The sequence below is a fragment of the Streptomyces sp. DSM 110735 genome, from assembly GCF_016482685.1.
GTDB lineage: Bacteria > Actinomycetota > Actinomycetes > Streptomycetales > Streptomycetaceae > Streptomyces.
The window spans coordinates 481,044-498,308 of record NZ_JACYHF010000001.1 but is presented as its reverse complement, the minus strand read 5'-3'; the positions used below and the strand labels follow the sequence as shown (position 1 = coordinate 498,308).

Genomic DNA, 17,265 nt, shown 5'->3' with positions numbered 1-17,265 from the left:
CCGCGGGCCGGTTGGCAAGATGGCCCGAGCGGTAGGCAAGGTGCGGTAACAGGGAGGAAGCGTCTCGTGAGCAGCAGGCCATCCCGAGGCGCTGCTCGCCTCGCAGCCATACTCGACGCGCTGCCCGACGCGTTGCTCCTGGTCAACGCCAACGGGACCGTCGTCAACGCCAACACCATCGCCCTGGAGACCTTCGAGGCTCCCGGCACGGCGCTCGTCGGGCGCGGGCTGCTCGATCTGCTGCCGCAGTTCGACTCCAAGCTGATCCCCGGCTCCATGCGCCGCCCCGACCACATGGACCCGCGCGGCCGCACGAAGCCGACGCGGATGGTCGCCCGGCGCACCGACGGCACCGAGTTCCCGGTCGAGGTCACCAGCGCGAACCTGGAGAACGGGCAGCAGGCGTACGACGGTTCCGGCTACACCGGCGACGAGCTGCTGATGCTCGTCGTACGGGACCTGTCCGGGACCGTGGACACCGAGGCCGAGCTGGCGCGTTCGCAGCGGCAGACCGAGATGATCCTGCGGGCGGCGTCCGAGGGCGTCGTCGGTACGGACACCGACGGGCGGATCGTGCTGGTCAACCCGGCCGCCGCGCAGATCCTCGGCTACCGCGCCGGCGAGCTGGGCGGCAAGGAGCTGCACAACCTCGTCCTGCACTCGCGGGCCGACGGCTCCCCCTTCCCGTACGCCGAGTCCCCGCTCGCCGACACCCTGCGCTCGGGGCGCAAGCACCGGGTGCGCGGGCAGGTGCTGTGGGCCAAGAACGGCGACGAGGTCTCGGTCGACCTGACCACCGCGCCGGTGCGCGACGGGGACCAGCTCGTCGGCGCCGTGATGACCTTCACCGACCGGCGCGCCTACGAGACGCTCTCGGTGGAGAAGTCCGAGCTGGAGAAGGCGCACGCCGAGGAGCTGGAGAAGCTCTCCGAGGAGCACGCCTCCGACCTGACCGCGCTGCGCCAGAAGCACGTGGCGGAGCTGGAGGAGCTGCGCGAGGACCGGGACACGAAGCTCGCGGAGCTGCGCGAGGAGCGCGACACCGAGCTGGCCGGGCTGCGCGAGAAGCACGAGGAGCAACTGGCGGCGGGCGAGGAGCGGTACGCGGCTCTCGCCGAGCGCGAGAAGGACCGCTACGAAGCCCTCTCCGGACGGCACGAGCAGTTGCTGACCCTCCTCGGCGACTCCCTGCGTGGTCCTCTCGACGAGCTGCGCCGCGAGCTGGCCGCCCTCGCCGCCGACGACGCGGGACAGCTCTGGCCCGAGGCCAACCAGGTCCTCCACCACCTGTCCGCCGGGTACGCCCGCATCACCGCCCTCATCGACAACGTCCTCTCCTACCAGCGCCTGGACTCCGGCAGCGAGGACATCACCCGTACGAAGGTGATGCTGGACGCCGTGGTCGCCGCCGGTGTGGACGGCGCCGTCGAGCTGATCGGTCCCGGTCGGGTGCAGTTCGCCGTGCACGCCCCGCCCATCGAGGCGGAGGTCGACCCGCAGCGTCTGGCCACCGCGCTCGCCCATCTCGTGGCGGACGTCGCGGGCGTGGACGCCACCGGCAACGCGCCTGTCTCGGCGGGCGGTTACCTGGACAACACGGTCGTGGTCGCCGCCGCCCAGCGCGGCGAGGTCGCCCGCATCGAGGTGCGCGGACCGTACGCCGGGGGCGACGCGGTGCACGAGCCGATCGTGCGCGGGATCGTCCGCGCGCACGGCGGTGTGCTCCAGACGCACGAGGTCCCGGGCATGAGCGGCAGCGCGTACGTCCTGGAGGTGCCGCTCGGCGGCGGCGCCGGGACGGTCGCCCTGCGGCTCCCGGCGGTCCAGGAGGACACGGCCGACGAGGCTCCGGAGGCGCAGGACGCGGGGCGCAGGACCCGGCGGTCCTCCACCGACGCCTTCCTCGACAGCGACCTGTCCGCCGCCGGTCCGGTGAACGGCGACGCGGACGCCCCCGCCCCGACCGGACGGCGCCGCAGGCGCGGTGCCCCGGCCCAGGAGGAGGGCGGACCCGCCGCGCTGGAGACGGCGCAGGCGGCGTCCGGCGGTACGGGACGGCGGCGCGGACGGCCCGCCGACGCGGCTGCGGGTGCCGGTGCCGGTCAGGACGCGGTGGCCGAGGGTGCCGTGATGACGGCGGCGGAACATGCCGCCGGTACGGCCGCCGTGGCCTCGGGGCTCGGTGCCGCCGTGTCCCCGCGGGGTGTGCCCGCGTCCGGTGGCCGCGAGGAGCAGGCGGCGCTGCCGCCCGCGCTGCCCGCCGCGCCCGACCCGCGGGTGGCCGCGGGAGTGCAGCCGACCGGACGGCGCCGCCGGGCGCTGGGCGCCGCGCCGGAAGCTGCCGGTGCCGCGCCGGAGGCAGCCGCGCAGGGACCCCGGCCCGTCTTCGCGCTGCCGCCCGCCGAGGCCGACCGCGCGCCGGAGGCGCCCGTGGCCGCTCCGGCTCCGATTCCGGGATCGGTTCCGGTTCCGGCTCCTGGTGGCGAGGGGCAGCACGACTCCGTCCCCGTCGACCAGTCCGACGATCACACTCCGCCCCAGCCGCATCCCACGACCGCGCCCACCGGACGCCGCCGCCGCGCGGTGGCCCAGCCGAGCGAGCCGACGCGGGAGGCGCAGGGGGTGGCACGGGTCGCTCCGCAGGCTCAGCCGGGTGCGGTGCCGGGTGCGCCGGGGGTTCCGGCGCAAGTACCGGTGCCGGGGCAGCCCGCCGCCGTGGCCGGTCCGGTCGCGCAGGTGCCGGGTCAGGCGGTTCCGGTCGCAGGTCAGCCGGGCGCGCCCGTCGGTCAGGCCGTCGCCGTGGCGGGGCAGCCCGCGCCGGTGCCCGGTCCGTCCGTACCGGTTCCCGCTCAGGCGGTCCCCGCGCCCGGTCAGGCGGTTCCGGCAGCGGGGCAGCCCGTGCCCGTGTCCCTTCCCGGTCAGGCGGTTCCGGTGCCGGGGCAGCCCGTGCCGGTCGCCGGACCGCCGGTTCAGGTTCCCGGTCAGACCGTCGCCGTCGCCGGACAGGCACCGTCCCCCGCCGTACCCGCGCCGGGTCAGCCCGTCCCCGTGCCCGGACAGGCCGTCGCCCTCCCGGCGCAGGCTCCCGGCGCCGCCGTACCCGCGCCCGGGCAGCCGCTGCCGGTGCCCGGGCAGGTCGCGCCCGTGGCGGCGCAGCAGCCCGCGCCGATCCCGGCGCAGGGGATGCCCGTCGCCGGGCAGCAGGTTCCGGGCGGGGTCATCCCCGCACAGGCTCAGGCTCCCGCCGAGCCCGCGCCGCAGGCGACCCCGCAGCCCGGCCCCCAACCGCTCCCCGCTGAAGCCGCCGCGCCCGCGGTCCCGCAGCCCTGGCCCGACGACGACGAGGACGACACGGCGGGTGCCGGTGTGCCCGCGCCGCAGGCGTCCGCGTTGCCGCCGCGTGCCGCGCAGCCGTTGCCCGCGGAGGCGCCGGGTGCGCCCGCGTACGACCCGACCTCCACCCAGGGGCACGCGTTCAGCGTGCGGACGCTGGGTCAGGGCGTGCCGTTCGTCCGCCAGGCCGCGCAGGTGCAGCAGACACCGCAGGCACCGCAGGCTCAGCAGGCGCCGCAGCCCGGTGCCACCCCGCCCCCGCACGGCACCAACGGCGGTGGCAGGCGCCGCAAGCTGGGGACGCCCCCCGCCGCGCGCCCCGAGGCGCAGCCGGAGCAGCCCGGCAAGCCGCACGCGGGCGCCGAGCCCGCGCAGCCGTCCCTGGCGGGGCAGACCCGGCTCGCCCCCGGCACCGAGGGCATCGGGCGCTCGTACGCCATAGGGGCACCGGACGCGAACGCCGCCGAGGGACCCGAGCCGCTGGACGGTCCCGGCGGTGCCGTCGAGGTCGCGGACACCCCGCGCCCGCAGCCGCTGGACGACGAGCTGCCCCCGGAGCCGCTGGACAACCCGCGCAGGCTGCTGGTGTGGCCCGCGCCGGACACCACGACCGAGCAGGCGCTGAGCGACCGCGGCTACCGTCCCGTCGTCGTGCACTCGCGCGAGGAGGTGGACGCGCAGATCGCCGCGTTCCCGGCCGCGCTGTTCGTGGACCCGCTGACCGGACCGATCACGCGTACGGCGCTGCAGTCGCTGCGCCAGGCGGCGGTCGCCGCCGAGGTGCCGGTGCTGGTGACGGCGGGGCTGGGGCAGGCGTCGCGCGAGGCGGCGTACGGCGCCGATCCTGCCGTCCTGCTCAAGGCGCTGGCGCCGCGCGACAGCGAGCAGCATCCGCCGCGGGTGCTGCTGGTCGAGGAGCACGCGGAGATCGCGCTCGCGCTGACCGCGACGCTGGAGCGGCGCGGGATGCAGGTGGCGCGGGCGGCGAGCGACGGCGACGCGGTGACGCTGGCCGGGCAGTTCCGGCCGAACCTCGTCGTCATGGATCTGATGCGGATGCAGCGGCAGCAGGCCGGGATCGTGGACTGGCTGCGGACGAACGGGCAGCTCACCCGCACCCCGCTGGTCGTCTACACCGCGACCGTCGACCCCGGCGACCTGCCCCGGCTTGCCTCGGGCGAGTCGGTGCTGTTCCTCGCGGAGCGCGCGACCACCGACGAGGCGCAGTCGCGGATCGTGGACCTGCTGGCGCGGATCGGCACGAACTAGCGGACCGGCACGGACTGGCGGACCGGCACGGACTGACGGACCGGCACGGACTGACGGAAGCGGGTCCCACCGCGCGGTGGGACCCGCTTCCGCAAAGGACGGACGGTCAGACCAGCTTGGTCACGTCCAGCTCGCCCAGCCGGTGTGCCTCGCGGATCTTCTTCTTGTCGAACTTGCCGACGCTGGTCTTCGGGACCGTCTCCACGATGGTCCAGCGCTCGGGCAACTGCCAGCGGGCGACCCCCGCCTCCTCGGAGAGGAAGGCGCGCAGCGCCTCGAAGCCGACCTGGGCGCCCTCCTTCAACACGACGGTGGCCAGCGGGCGTTCGCCCCACTTGTCGTCGGGCACCGCGACCACGGCCGCCTCGGTGACGTCCGGGTGGGACATCAGCGCGTTCTCCAGGTCGACGGAGGAGATCCACTCGCCGCCGGACTTGATGACGTCCTTGGCGCGGTCGGTGAGGGTCAGGAAGCCGTCCGGGGAGATGATGCCGACGTCGCCGGTCTTCAGCCAGCCGTCCTCGCTGAACTTGTCGGCGGGGCGCAGGGGTTCGGCGTCGGGACCGTTGTAGTAGGCGCCCGCGATCCAGGGACCGCGCACCTCCAGCTCGCCCGCCGACTCGCCGTCCCAGGGGAGGCGTTCGCCGTCGGGACCGGTGAGGCGCGCCTCGACGCCCGCCGGGAAGCGGCCCTGGGTGACGCGGTAGGCGAACTCCTCGTCGGTGCCGATGGCGTGGGCGGGCGGACGGGCGACGGTGCCGAGCGGGGAGGTCTCCGTCATGCCCCAGGCGTGGCAGACCCGCATGCCCAGCTCGTCGAACGCCTCCATCAGGGAGGGCGGACACGCCGAGCCGCCGATGGTGACCTGGCCGAGGGAGGAGACGTCACGGGGCTTGGCGCGCAGCTCGGCGAGGAGTCCCTGCCAGATGGTGGGGACGGCGGCGGCGTGCGAGGGGCGCTCGGACTCGATCATCTCGGCGAGCGGGGCGGGCTGGAGGAACCGGTCCGGCATCAGCATGTTGACGCCGGACATGAAGGTGGCGTGCGGCAGACCCCAGGCGTTCACATGGAACTGCGGGACGACGACCAGGGTCGTGTCCGAGTCGGTCAGGCTCATCGACTCGGCCATGTTGACCTGCATGGAGTGCAGGTAGATCGAACGGTGGCTGTAGATCACGCCCTTGGGGTCGCCGGTGGTGCCGGAGGTGTAGCACATGGCGGCGGCGCGGCGCTCGTCCAGCTCGGGCCAGTCGTAGCTCTCCGGGCGGCCGGCGAGCAGGTCCTCGTACTCGTGGACGCGGGCGGTGCCGCCGGTCAGCGGCGCGCGGTCGCCGGGTCCCGCGACGACGATGTGCTCCACGGTCGGCATCTGCGGCAGCAGGGGCGCGAGCAGCGGGATCAGCGAGCCGTTGACGATGATCACGCGGTCGGCGGCGTGCTGGACGACCCACACGAGCTGCTCGGCGGGCAGCCGCAGGTTGAGGGTGTGCAGGACGGCGCCCATGGAGGGGATCGCGAAGTACGCCTCGACGTGCTCGCTGTTGTTCCACATCAGGGTGGCCACGCGCTCATCGCCCGTCACCCCCAGCTCGTCCCGCAGGGCGTGCGCCAGTTGGGCCGACCGGGCGCCGATCTCGGCGAAGGTGCGGCGGTGCGGCTCTCCCTCCCCGGTCCAGGTGGTGACCCGCGACGATCCGTGGACGGTCGACCCGTGGGTGAGAATCCTCGAGATCAGCAGCGGTACGTCCTGCATGGTGCTCAGCACGGCGGGCGTCCTCCCCGGCAACATTGCCTCAGCGGAAGTAGAGTCGCGCTGATTCTGCGCACATACCGCGCGGTATGTCACTAGGCGGGCTGAAACTCGCCGGTCAGAGGGGGTGGGGAGGGAGCCTCGGGTGCGACCCCGAGGGGCTCGGGGGGAACCCCGAGTCCCCTCCTCCGGCACCGCACGGATCAGACCCCCGCGTCCGACCCGTCCCGGCGTACGACCCCCAGCTCCGGGTCCTCCCGCAGCTTGCCGAGCGCGCGCGACACCGCCGACTTGACCGTGCCGACCGAGACGCCGAGCAGTTCGGCGGTCTGGGCTTCGCTCAGGTCCTCGTAGTAGCGCAGGACGACCATCGCGCGCTGGCGGGCGGGGAGTTTGGCGATCGCGCGCCACATCGCGTCGTGCAGCGCCTGGCGTTCGGCGGGGTCCGCGACACCGCCCCGCACCTCCGGCTCGGGCAGCTCGTCGCAGACGAACTCGTCCACCTTGCGCCGACGCCACTGCGAGGTCCGCGTGTTGAGCAGGGCGCGCCGCACGTAGCCGTCGAGCGCCCGGTGGTCCTCGATCCGCTCCCAGGCGGCGTACGTCTTGGCGAGCGCGGTCTGGAGCAGGTCCTCGGCGTCGTTCGGGTTGGCGGTCAGCGAGCGCGCGGTGCGCAGCAGCACGGGGCGCCGGGCGCGGACGTAGGAGGAGAACGACGAGTACGTGGTCGTGGCCGTGCGGAGCCGGGGGTGCGGAAGGGTCTGCCGCGCTGGTGCGGCGGCGGCCGAGGCGCTGGTGCAGACGGGTGCGGTCATGGCTCCACGCTAGGAGCGGAGGTGCCTCCGGCGGATCGGCCGCAGGTCCCGAAGCGGGGTCCGCCTCAGGTCGGAGGGGCGGGCGCGCCCTCACCTCCTGAGGGTGGAGTACGGCACGGTCCCGCCTGAGGGTTGACCCTGAGGGGACGGTCCGGGACGGACCCCGAATGACCGCCCGGAACGGACCCCGGATGCCCTCTGGCGATCATCGAACATGCGTACGACTATCGTTCCATGGCCACCTTCCGCCGACAGGTCACCGCCCTGGCCCTCGCCCACGCCCTCTCCGCCGCCGAGCGCGGTCTGGCCGTCATCCCCCTGTCCCGGACCAAGCTCCCGGCGCTGCGCTCGCCGCACCGCGCCGACCCCGCGCGCCCGCCCTGCCACGGGGAGTGCGGACGCCCCGGACACGGCGTCCACGACGCCTCCACCGACCCCGCCCGCATCCGGGAACTGTTCGCCGCCGCCCCCTGGGCCACCGGCTACGGCATCGCCTGCGGACTGCCCCCGCACCACCTCGTCGGCGTCGACCTGGACACCAAGCCGGGCACCGACGCCCCAGCAGCGCTGCGCGCCCTGGGACTGAGGTTCCGGTTCACGATCCCCGAGACGGTCGTCGTCCTGACCCCGAGCGGCGGCCGCCACCTCTGGCTCACCGGACCGCCGGACACCGTCGTACCCAACTCCGCGAGCCGCCTCGCCCCCGGCATCGACATCCGCGGCGCAGGCGGCTACCTGGTCGGCCCCGGTTCCCGCACCGCCCACGGCGTCTACGTCACCGCCCCCGGCACCGCCCACCTGCGCCCCGCCCCCTGCCCCCGCACCCTCCTGCGCCTGCTCGTCCCGCCACCCCGCCCGCCCCGTACGCCCCGCCGCGCCCCCGCCGACGGCCAGGGTCTCCTCCACTTCGTCCTCACCGCCCACGAGGGACAGCGCAACACCCGCCTGTTCTGGGCCGCCTGCCGCGCCCACGAATCCGGCCTCGGACCCACCCTGACCACCCCCCTCCTCGAAGCAGCCCTGGCCACGGGCCTGCCGGAACCGGAAGCCCGCGCGACGATCGCCTCGGCGGCGCGGGCGACGGGAGCGTCCGCCGGGGGCGGCAGCCGCGTACCGCCGCCCTAGGGGGCGTCTCCCCGCGTCGCGTCCACCGCCGCCCGCACGAACTCCCGTACCCGGGCACTGGTGTTGTCCGTCCGCCACACCGGTCCCCGCCGGATCGGCGGAGCGTCGTGCAGCGGGACGTACGCGAGGTCGGGACGGGGGTAGTAGCGCCGGGCGTGTTCGCCCACGGGGAGGACGCCGTGACCCATGGCGACCAGGGTCAGCATCTCGGAGAAGGTACGTCCGGCGGGACCCTTCGGGACCGGGCGCCCGGAGGGTGTGCGGTCGGGGGTGCGGTCGCGCTTGAAGCCGGTGGAGGTGATCTCCGGGTACTGGACCACGGGGTGCTCGGCGAGCACCTCCAGGGACACCGACTCCGCCCGCGCGAGGGGGTGCCCCGCGGCCACGGCGAGCAGCCGCCGCTCCGTGAGCAGCGCCGGACCGCAGGTCATGCCGTCGAAGGGGTACGAGGCGATGAGCACGTCCACCGAGCCGTCGAGCAGACTCGCGCGGGAGTCGGACAACTGCGCCTCCCGTACGGTCACCCGGCACTCGGGGTGCCGCTCCCCGAACAGCGTGACCGCCTTCAGCAGCGCGGGCGCGGTCCACTCGCCGAGGAAGGCGACCCGGAGTTCCCCGGTGATCCCGCGACTGGCGTCGGCGGCTCTGCGCAGCGCCTCGGTCATCCCGGCGGCGAGCGGGGCGAGGTCACCGGCGAGGCGCCGACCGGCGGGAGTGAGCCGTACGACCCGGCTGGTCCGCTCGAACAGCGGTCCGCCGACCCGGCGCTCGACCTTCTTGATCACCTGGCTGACGCGTCCGGTGGACACCCCGAGCCGCTCGGCGGTGCGGCCGAAGTGCAGCTCCTCCGCGAGCGCCAGGAAGGCTTCCAGTTCGATCCGTTCCAGCACGAGGTCCCCCGTTCGTCGAGCCAGGCTCAACGACCGTAGACCGATCCGCGCTTGATGGTCTCCCCGCCCCGGCGGATCGTGGAACACGCGTCCACACGGTCTTCCTCTGGAGGGAAACATGCCCGCACTGCACGTCAAAGCCTTCGACCACCTCGTCCTCAACGTCGCCGACATCGAGCGTTCCCTCGGCTTCTACACCGGGTTTCTCGGTCTTGAGCCGGTGAATGTGGAGGCGTGGCGGGCGGGGAAGGCGCCGTTCCCCTCGGTGCGGGTCTCGGCGGAGACGATCATCGACGTGGTCGGCAAGCCCCGGGGCGAGTCGAACGTGGACCACTTCTGTCTGACCGTGGACCCGCTGGACTGGGCGGAGTTCCTGGAGTCGGCGCAGGTGACCGTCCTGGAGGGACCGGTGCGGCGGGACGGCGCCCGGGGCACCGCGACCTCCGTGTACGTCCGGGACCCGGACGGCAACACGGTGGAGCTGCGCTGGTACCCGCAGGACGCCTGACCCGCTGGGGCGACGGCGCTTCAGTAGTCGCGGTTCGCTTCAGTAATCGCTGTTCATGGCGGTGCGCACCTCCGCGAGGGTGGCGTCGGCGACCGCCCGGGCACGTTCGTTGCCCTCGCGCAGGACGCGGCGGAGCAGGGCGCGGTCACGGGCGTACTCGGCGCGGCGGGCGCGGATCGGGGCGAGGTACTCGTTGACGGAGTCGGTGACCACCTTCTTCAGCGCTGCCGCCCCCAGGGCGCCGATCTCGTCCGCGATCTCCTCGGGCGCCCGGTCCTGGCACAGCGCCGCCAGCAGGAGCAGCGAGGAGACCTCGGGGCGGTTCTCCGGGTCGTAGTGGATGTGCCGCTCGGCGTCGGTCCTGGCGCCTCTGATCAGGCGGGCGGTCTCGTCGGGGGTCGCGGCGAGCGCGATGGCGTTGCCCCGGCTCTTGCTCATCTTGGTGCCGTCCGTGCCGAGCAGCACGGGGGCGCGGGAGAGCAGTGCCTCGGGCTCGGGGAAGACCGCGGCGCCGTCGCCGTACCGCTCGTTGAAGCGGCGCGCGACGGTCCGGGTCAGCTCCAGGTGCGGGAGCTGGTCCTGCCCGACCGGGACGAGGTCCGCCTTGCAGAAGAGGATGTCCGCCGCCTGGTGGACGGGGTACGTGAACATCAGACCGCTGACCGCCGCCTGGCGCGAGTGCGCGATCTCGTCCTTGACCGTGGGGTTCCGGCTCAGCTCGGCCACGGAGACCAGGCTGAGGAAGGGCAGCAGGAGCTGGTTGAGCGCGGGGACCGCACTGTGCGTGAAGATCGTGCTCCGCGCCGGGTCCACGCCGACGGCGAGATGGTCGAGGACCAGCTCCTCGACGTACCCGGTGAGGTCGTCGGCCACGTCCCGGTCGGTCAGCACCTGGTAGTCCGCGATGATCACGAACGTCTCGACGCCGAGGTCCTGCAGCCGCACCCGGTTGTGCAGCGTGCCGAAGTAGTGCCCGAGGTGCAGCCGCCCGGTGGGCCGGTCCCCGGTGAGGATCCGGAACCGCCCGGGGTCCTGGGCGATCCGCTCCTCCAGCGGGGTGGTGCGGGTGAGGGTGGGCGCGGAGTGTGTGTTCACGGGGTCTCCTGGTCGTCACTCGTGCCGTCGGGACGGCACGCACCCGGGTCCGGGAACACGAAGAAGGGCCGTCCGTCCGAACGGCCCTGCCATGTGGTCATGCGTAAAAGGCAGCCGCTCCTAGGAGGAGCGCCACCAGCTACGGCACGACGAAGAACGCATGACCCCACGATAACGCCGTCCCGCGCCAGGGCCACCGGAAATCCGGCCCGTCACAGCTTCCCGAAAACAACACCCCGCCAGGTCCAGCCGGACCTCAGCACGGTCTCGCGCAGCGGGTCCCGCATCTGGGCACTGTCGAAATGAAAGGTCTCCGTCGCCGTGAGCCGACCGTCCTCCCCTCGACCGACGGTCCACCGCCGGCTGACGGTCCGGCTCTGCCCGCGTTCGTACTTCGACGTCACCTGCAGCCGCACCGGAGTGCCGACCCGCTCGACCTCCCACTGCTCCTCAAGGACCCGCACCTCGTGCGCCTGCTGGTCGAACCGCATCCGGATCTTCAGGGCATGGCTGATCTGCGACCGCACGAAAATGTGCTGCCACGCGGGCTCCGTCAACCGCCACTCCGCCAGCAGATCGCACCCCTCCCCACCGCCGTACCGCACGACGTACGGGACCTCACCCTGGCTGACCCCGAGCAGCGCCGCCCGCAGTTCCTCCCGGGGGACCGGCGCCACTCCTTCTTCGGGGTGCCGGGTGCCGGTGAGCTTGTCGAAGAGTCCCATGGCATCAACCTACGAAGGGCGAGACCACCGGCACAAGCGGCGCCCGCTCCCCGGGAACCGCTAAGGCGTGGCGCCGTCGCCCGGGCGGACGGTGCGTACCAGGTCGCGGAAGTCGTCCAGCAGATCGGGGTGTTGCGACGCGGTGGAGGTGAACACCAGCCGGATCACGACCCGTCTCCGCGGATCGTCGACGTCGAGCATGGAGAGGTACACCTGCGACTGGACGAGGTCGTAGCTCCGCCCGCCGACGACCACCGAGAAGGCCAGGGTCTGGGTGAAGCCGGGCGCGTCGGCGGAGCCGGCCTCACGCCGGTCGGTGACCGTGAGCGAGGTGGCGGACTCCCCCATGCGTCCCACCGACTCGTCGGCGATCTCGGGCAAGGTCGCCGTGTCGGGGCGGTACTCGCCGTCGACGGTGATGTTCGCGGTGAAGCCGGAGTCCGCGGGCGGGTGGACCGCGACGAACGCGGCACCGGACGCGCCGACTTCGTCCGGGGGCGCGGCGCGCCAGCCGCGCGGGACGTCGAACCGGAGCGGGATCGGCAGGGTCGTCGACATCGCGGGGTCTCCTTCCTCCGACGGCGCGCCCGCGGCGACAAGCCACACGCGCGCCGATACGGAGCAGATCGGTGAGGGGGTTCAGAAGATGCTGGTGACCGCGTGCCCGAGAGAGCCGACACCATGGCCCACGGCATCGGCCAGGTCACCTGCCGTATGCATGACTTCGCCGGGGTCGACGCTGAAGTTCAAGCCCATTTCCCCGCCGAGGCCGGGGGAGAGACCCACTTTGCTGCTGAGTTCCCAGGCGCCCTGTTCGTTCTTGCCGTAGTCCAGGGTCGCCTCGGCACCGGGACCGGCCCACCCCTCGGCGGAGAAGCCGGCCGAGACTCCCCCGACATCCGCGCCGAACTCGCCACCGCCCTTGGCACCGGCGAAAGCCTCGCCGCCCAAGTGCACCCCTTCTTTGTCCACCCCCAGGTTGGCGTTGGCCTCACCGCCCACGGTTCCCTCGGCCTTGCCGGAGACGCCGACCGGCCCGACGTTGACCTTGCCCTCCGCCGAGCCCTGACCGCCCGCCAGGGCGCTGGCATTTCCTTCCACACCGTCCTGGGAGAAGCTGCCCTCGGCGGAGCCCTTGGCTCCCGCGTAGGCATCAGCCTTTCCGTCGAGCTTCCACGGACCCTTGGTCATGGAACCCTCGGCACTCGCGCTGCCCAGGTCGGCGTGCGCCTCCGCCTCGCCGAGTTTGCCCTCTCCCCAGTCCGGCCCCTCCGCGCTCGCCCCGACACCGGGGCCGGACGTCTCCGTCTTGCCCTTGGACTTCCACCCGTCGGTCCTGGTGCGGGCGGCCTCGCGCCTGGCCTCGTCCTCGTACGTCCTGACGTCACCGTGGGCATGGCTGTTGAAGCCGACGAGGGTGCCGTCACTGACGTCGGAGTCGATCACCACCCGGGTGAGGGCGTTCTCGACCGCGGCGTCGGCGTCGCACATGTCCTTGACGAGGCGATCGATCTCCGTCTGCCAGGAGGCCACGGCCTTGCGCACGGATTGCTGGTAATCGGGGTCGTGGTGCAGGGCGTTGCGTTCGCCGTCGGTCAGCTTCGTGGTGTCGTAGGAGACCACGCCTCCCTCCGAGACCGTCATGCCCGCCTTGACGGCATCCCCCCGGGCGGACCCCAGCTTCTTGCGCAGATGCGTGAAGTCCGTGTGCGCCTCACGCAGGAGGGAGGCCACCGCCTTGGCCTCGGACTGTGCGGCCTGGAACTGCTGAAGCGTGACCTTGAAGCGTCCGCTCGCCGCGTTCGCGCTCAGTCCCGACCAGCCCGGGCTCAGCGTGATGCCGTAGACGTCCCGCCGGTAGGCGGTCTCCTGCTTGTGGAACTCCTTGGCCATCCCGTCCCATTGCTCAGCGGCCGTGGTGAGCGCGGACAGGTCGGTCGTCATGATCTCGTGATACGTCGGCATGGGTTCCCCGTGGTGATGGACAGGCAGTCTGCGCCTTGCGCCGTGCGTGGTTCAGAACGTCCGTCAGTACCCGTAGAGCGCCGACACCGAGCTGTTGTTCGACCCGACCTGAATGTCCGTGGACTGCAGCGTGACGTTGGTGCTGCGCAGCGCCGCCTTGTCCGAACCGAGCATGTTCATCAGGTTCTTGACCTGCTCGCCCCAGGACGTGTGGGCCTTCTTCAACGCGCCCGAGGTGTGCCACCCGTCGCGGAACTCCTTGACCGCAGCGGCGGTTTCCGTGTCCGCGTGGTCTCCCGCCTTGCGGGTGTCGGGCTCGATGTGCTGCTCGATGGCGTTGGCGGCGGCCTGTTTCTGGGCCGGCGTGGAGACGAGCTTCTGCTGCCCGCCGGGCAGTCCCGGTGTGGCCGGGGAGCCTCCGACGTCACCCGGTATCTGATTCAGCCGCATCCCAACGGACTGTGCCGGTCCACCGTTTCCCGGCTCCGCTCCTGCCATCGGATTCCCCTCCCGTTGTGCGCCGCTGGTTACTTCGTGGCCGGAGAAGCCTTGTCATCGGCCTTGAAGTCGTAGTGGATCCGGCCCCCGCTGACGGACGTGACCTTGACCGTGATCCCCAGGGTGCTGCCGTCGTCCGCCGTGAGCGTGCAGCGCGAGGTGGTGCCGACCTTGCCCGCCAGGTCCTCAGGGCAGGAAACGTGCGGCTTCGGCTGTCCGCTGACGGCGGCGAGCTTCTCGGAGAGCGTGCCGGCCAGTTTGTCCGCGGACAGCTTCGGCGGTGTGGACTTCTTGACCTCGACGGACGCCGAACAGCCCACGAGCAGTGTGCCGACGGCCGCGGCGGCGAGTATCGAGATGCCTGTGGTCGTGCGGGCTTTGAACATCGGGCGCTCCTGGTCGGCTGGGCGGGCGAGAAGACCAGAAGAGCATAGTGGCGGCTGCTGTGGACATGCCGAAGGAGTCCAGCCGCCGACAGGACCACTCCACGCGGAAGGGTGCCCCGGAGCCGGGACACCCTTCTGACTACGACACCTGCGATGTCCGCGGAGGCGGTGGGATTTGAACCCACGGTGACATCGCTGCCACGACGGTTTTCAAGACCGTTCCCTTCGGCCGCTCGGGCACGCCTCCCCGCCTCGCCCACCTGGGGCGGAGCGGGGTACAGCGTACCGGGATCGGGGGGCCGAGGGGGCGGTGGGCGTCAGTTGTCACCGACGCGGGAGCCGAGGGTGAGGTCGACCGTGTGGTCCTGGCCGCCGCGCTTGTAGGTGACCGTCACCTTGTCGCCGGGCTGGTGGGTCCAGATCTCGCCGATCAGGGTGGGTCCGCTGTCGATGACGGAGTCGTCGAGCTTGGTGATGACGTCGCCCGGCTTGAGACCGGCCTTGTCGGCGGGACCGCCCGACTCGACCGCGGCGGCGCCACCCGCGCCCTGGTCGGTGATCTTCGCGCCGTCGGTGGAGTCCTCCAGGGAGACGGAGGCGCCGATCTTGGCGTACACCGGCTTGCCGGTCTTGATGAGCTGCTGGGCGACGTACTTCGCCTGGTTGATCGGGATGGCGAAGCCGAGCCCGATCGAGCCGGACTGACCGGAGCCGAGACCACCGCTGCTGCTCGACTGGATCGCGGAGTTGATGCCGATCACCGCGCCCGAGGCGCTCAGCAGCGGACCGCCGGAGTTGCCCGGGTTGATCGACGCGTCGGTCTGCAGGGCGCTCATGTACGACGCCTTGGAGCTGGCGCTGCCGTCGCTGGACGCCACCGGACGGTTCTTGGCGCTGATGATGCCGGTGGTGACCGTGTTGGACAGTCCGAAGGGCGCGCCGATGGCGATCGTCTCGTCGCCCACCGCCACCTTGTCCGAGTCGCCCAGGGAGAGCGGCTTGAGGTCGGAGGGCGCGTTCTTGAGCTTGATGACGGCGACGTCGTAGCCCTGCGCGTGCCCGACGATCTCCGCGTTGTACTTCCGGCCGTCGGGGAAGGTCGCCGTCAGCTTGCCGCCGTCGACCGCGTCGGCGACCACGTGGTTGTTGGTGACGATGTGGCCCTGGGTGTCGAAGACGAACCCGGTGCCGGTGCCGCCCTCGCCGCTGCTGCTCTCCGCCTCGATGGTGACCGTGCTGGGCAGCGCCCGGGCGGCGACGCCCGCGATGGTGCCCGCCGACCGCTTGACCTGCGAGGCGCTGCTGTCGGTGGCGGAGACGGTGGTGGAGCCCTGCCCGTCGTTGTCCTTGGCCAGGGTGTAGCCGATACCGCCGCCGATGCCGCCCGCGACCAGCGCGGCCACCAGGACGGCGGCGATCAGCCCGCCGCGCCCGGAGCGCTTGGGGGCGGGCGGCTGGTACGACGCGCCCCAGCCACCGCCCGCGCCACCGGCACCGGCACCGGCAGCACCCGCGTCGCCGTAGGCGGGCGGGGGCGGCCAGGAACCGTCGGGCGCGGGGCTGCCGTAGGGCTGGTGCGGGGCGGGACCCTGGGCGTGGGTCTGGGGACCCTCGGGGGATGCCGGTCCCGGAGCCTGCCCGGCGGCGCCGGGCGGGCTCTGGGGCAGCGGCGGCAGCGGAGTCGTCGGTGCTCCGCCGTCGGATACGGCGCCCTGCGCGGAGGCAGTGGGAGCGTCCACCGGCACGGGAGGTGCGGACGGGGCCGGGGGTACCGCGTTGCCCTCGTTCTCGGTGCTCACAGCTCTTCTCCTCGATCCACGGCTGTCGTCGTCGGTCGCACTCGCTCGTGCCGTTCCTGTTGTATGTATGCAGCTTTTCCCACGAGCCGTCAGAGCACCATAAGCGGGGGCTGTGGGTCCGGTGACAACCTTTACACAGGACATCTCCGGCAAGTGTTATATACGCATGAATTACGGTGCAGCACCGCGTCCGTCGCGCGTACCGTTCACGCCTCCCGCCGCACGTCCGGTCGGTGGCACGATGACGCCGTGACCCACGTATCACAGCACTCCATCCAGGTCGTCGCGCACCGGGGGGCCTCCGAGGACGCGCCCGAACACACCCTGGCCGCCTACCGCAAGGCGATCGAGGACGGCGCCGACGCCCTCGAATGCGACGTAAGACTCACCGCCGACGGTCATCTCGTCTGTGTGCACGACCGGCGGGTCAACCGCACCTCCAACGGCCGGGGCGCGGTCTCCGCCCTGGAGCTGGCCGACCTCGCGGCACTGGACTTCGGCTCCTGGAAGGGGCGCGGTTCCGGGCGCGGCCGGGACGAGGAGCCCGACTGGGAGCACCGCCCCGAGGACCGCGAGGCGACCTCCGTCCTCACCCTGGAGCGGCTGCTCGAACTGGTCGCGGACGCGGGACGACCGGTGCAGTTGGCCATCGAGACCAAGCACCCCACGCGCTGGGCGGGCCAGGTCGAGGAACGGCTGCTGACGCTGCTGAAGCGGTTCGCCCTGGACGCGCCGGAGCACCCCGACGACTCCCCGGTGCGCGTCATGAGCTTCTCCGCCCGCTCCCTGCACCGGGTGCGGGCGGCCGCCCCGAACCTGCCCACCGTCTATCTCGCGCAGTTCGTCTCGCCCCGGCTGCGCGACGGACGGCTGCCCGAGGGGGTGGGCATCGCGGGACCGTCGATCCGCATCCTGCGCAGCCACCCGGCATATGTCGAACGGCTGAAAGACGCCGGACACCAGGTCCATGTGTGGACCGTGAACGAGCCCGAGGACGTGGATCTGTGCGTCCGGCTCGGGGTGGACGCCATCATCACCAACCGCCCGCGCGCGGTGCTAGGCAGGCTGGGCCGGCTGGACTGAGCACGGCTGAAGGGCGGCTGAGGG

Annotated in this window: 14 protein-coding genes and 1 tRNA gene; 4 read left to right on the top strand and 11 right to left on the bottom strand. The window is 72.7% G+C overall.

Annotated elements, in window-relative coordinates; all coding sequences use genetic code 11:
• Window positions 1–66: 66 nt before the first annotated feature.
• The gene (locus IF655_RS02235) at window positions 67–4,602 is read left to right on the top strand and encodes a PAS domain-containing protein (protein ID WP_199581689.1); all 4,536 of its coding nucleotides are present in this window, start codon (window positions 67–69) and stop codon (window positions 4,600–4,602) included.
• 106 nt (window positions 4,603–4,708) lie between these two features.
• Here IF655_RS02235 and IF655_RS02230 read toward each other — a convergent pair whose 3' ends face one another.
• On the bottom strand, window positions 4,709–6,367 hold the full coding sequence (locus tag IF655_RS02230) for a long-chain fatty acid--CoA ligase (RefSeq protein ID WP_199581688.1): 1,659 nt from the start codon (window positions 6,365–6,367) through the stop codon (window positions 4,709–4,711).
• A 188-nt stretch (window positions 6,368–6,555) separates the two neighbouring features.
• The gene (locus tag IF655_RS02225; protein ID WP_199581687.1) at window positions 6,556–7,167 is read right to left on the bottom strand and encodes a SigE family RNA polymerase sigma factor; all 612 of its coding nucleotides are present in this window, start codon (window positions 7,165–7,167) and stop codon (window positions 6,556–6,558) included.
• Between the two features lie 234 nt (window positions 7,168–7,401).
• Between IF655_RS02225 and IF655_RS02220 the strand changes: the two genes are divergently transcribed.
• On the top strand, window positions 7,402–8,292 hold the full coding sequence (locus IF655_RS02220; RefSeq protein WP_199581686.1) for a bifunctional DNA primase/polymerase: 891 nt from the start codon (window positions 7,402–7,404) through the stop codon (window positions 8,290–8,292).
• Here the strand turns inward: IF655_RS02220 and IF655_RS02215 are convergent.
• Window positions 8,289–9,182, bottom strand: a complete 894-nt coding sequence (locus tag IF655_RS02215) for a LysR family transcriptional regulator (protein WP_199581685.1) — start codon at window positions 9,180–9,182, stop codon at window positions 8,289–8,291. The two genes, IF655_RS02220 and IF655_RS02215, sit on opposite strands and share 4 nt — an antisense overlap.
• Window positions 9,183–9,300: 118 nt before the next feature.
• Here IF655_RS02215 and IF655_RS02210 point away from each other — a divergent pair, with 118 nt between their 5' ends.
• A complete protein-coding gene (locus IF655_RS02210) occupies window positions 9,301–9,690 on the top strand; it encodes a VOC family protein (protein ID WP_199581684.1) in 390 nt (129 codons plus the stop codon).
• A gap of 39 nt (window positions 9,691–9,729) precedes the next feature.
• Here the strand turns inward: IF655_RS02210 and trpS are convergent, their stop codons facing one another.
• From trpS to IF655_RS02170, 8 genes are all read right to left on the bottom strand, one after another.
• On the bottom strand, window positions 9,730–10,785 hold the full coding sequence (gene trpS, locus IF655_RS02205) for a tryptophan--tRNA ligase (RefSeq protein WP_199581683.1): 1,056 nt from the start codon (window positions 10,783–10,785) through the stop codon (window positions 9,730–9,732).
• A 212-nt stretch (window positions 10,786–10,997) separates the two neighbouring features.
• Window positions 10,998–11,510 carry a hypothetical protein gene (locus IF655_RS02200; protein WP_199581682.1) on the bottom strand — a complete coding sequence of 171 codons (513 nt, stop codon included), beginning with the start codon at window positions 11,508–11,510 and terminating at the stop codon, window positions 10,998–11,000.
• A gap of 60 nt (window positions 11,511–11,570) precedes the next feature.
• Complete coding sequence (locus IF655_RS02195; protein WP_199581681.1) at window positions 11,571–12,068, bottom strand: hypothetical protein; 498 nt, start codon at window positions 12,066–12,068, stop codon at window positions 11,571–11,573.
• Window positions 12,069–12,149: 81 nt separating this feature from the next.
• Window positions 12,150–13,475, bottom strand: coding sequence for a hypothetical protein (locus IF655_RS02190; protein ID WP_199581680.1), 1,326 nt, complete (start codon window positions 13,473–13,475; stop codon window positions 12,150–12,152).
• A 63-nt stretch (window positions 13,476–13,538) separates the two neighbouring features.
• Window positions 13,539–13,925 (bottom strand): hypothetical protein, encoded by a 387-nt coding sequence (locus IF655_RS02185; protein ID WP_242488484.1) that lies wholly within the window; start codon window positions 13,923–13,925, stop codon window positions 13,539–13,541.
• Window positions 13,926–14,002: 77 nt separating this feature from the next.
• The gene (locus tag IF655_RS02180; protein WP_199581678.1) at window positions 14,003–14,359 is read right to left on the bottom strand and encodes a DUF4333 domain-containing protein; all 357 of its coding nucleotides are present in this window, start codon (window positions 14,357–14,359) and stop codon (window positions 14,003–14,005) included.
• Window positions 14,360–14,519: 160 nt separating this feature from the next.
• Window positions 14,520–14,606: transfer RNA gene (locus IF655_RS02175), tRNA-Ser, on the bottom strand.
• A 70-nt stretch (window positions 14,607–14,676) separates the two neighbouring features.
• On the bottom strand, window positions 14,677–16,158 hold the full coding sequence (locus IF655_RS02170) for a S1C family serine protease (RefSeq protein ID WP_199581677.1): 1,482 nt from the start codon (window positions 16,156–16,158) through the stop codon (window positions 14,677–14,679).
• A gap of 249 nt (window positions 16,159–16,407) precedes the next feature.
• Between IF655_RS02170 and IF655_RS02165 the strand changes: the two genes are divergently transcribed.
• On the top strand, window positions 16,408–17,241 hold the full coding sequence (locus IF655_RS02165; RefSeq protein ID WP_199581676.1) for a glycerophosphodiester phosphodiesterase: 834 nt from the start codon (window positions 16,408–16,410) through the stop codon (window positions 17,239–17,241).
• The last annotated feature ends 24 nt before the right edge of the window (window positions 17,242–17,265 follow it).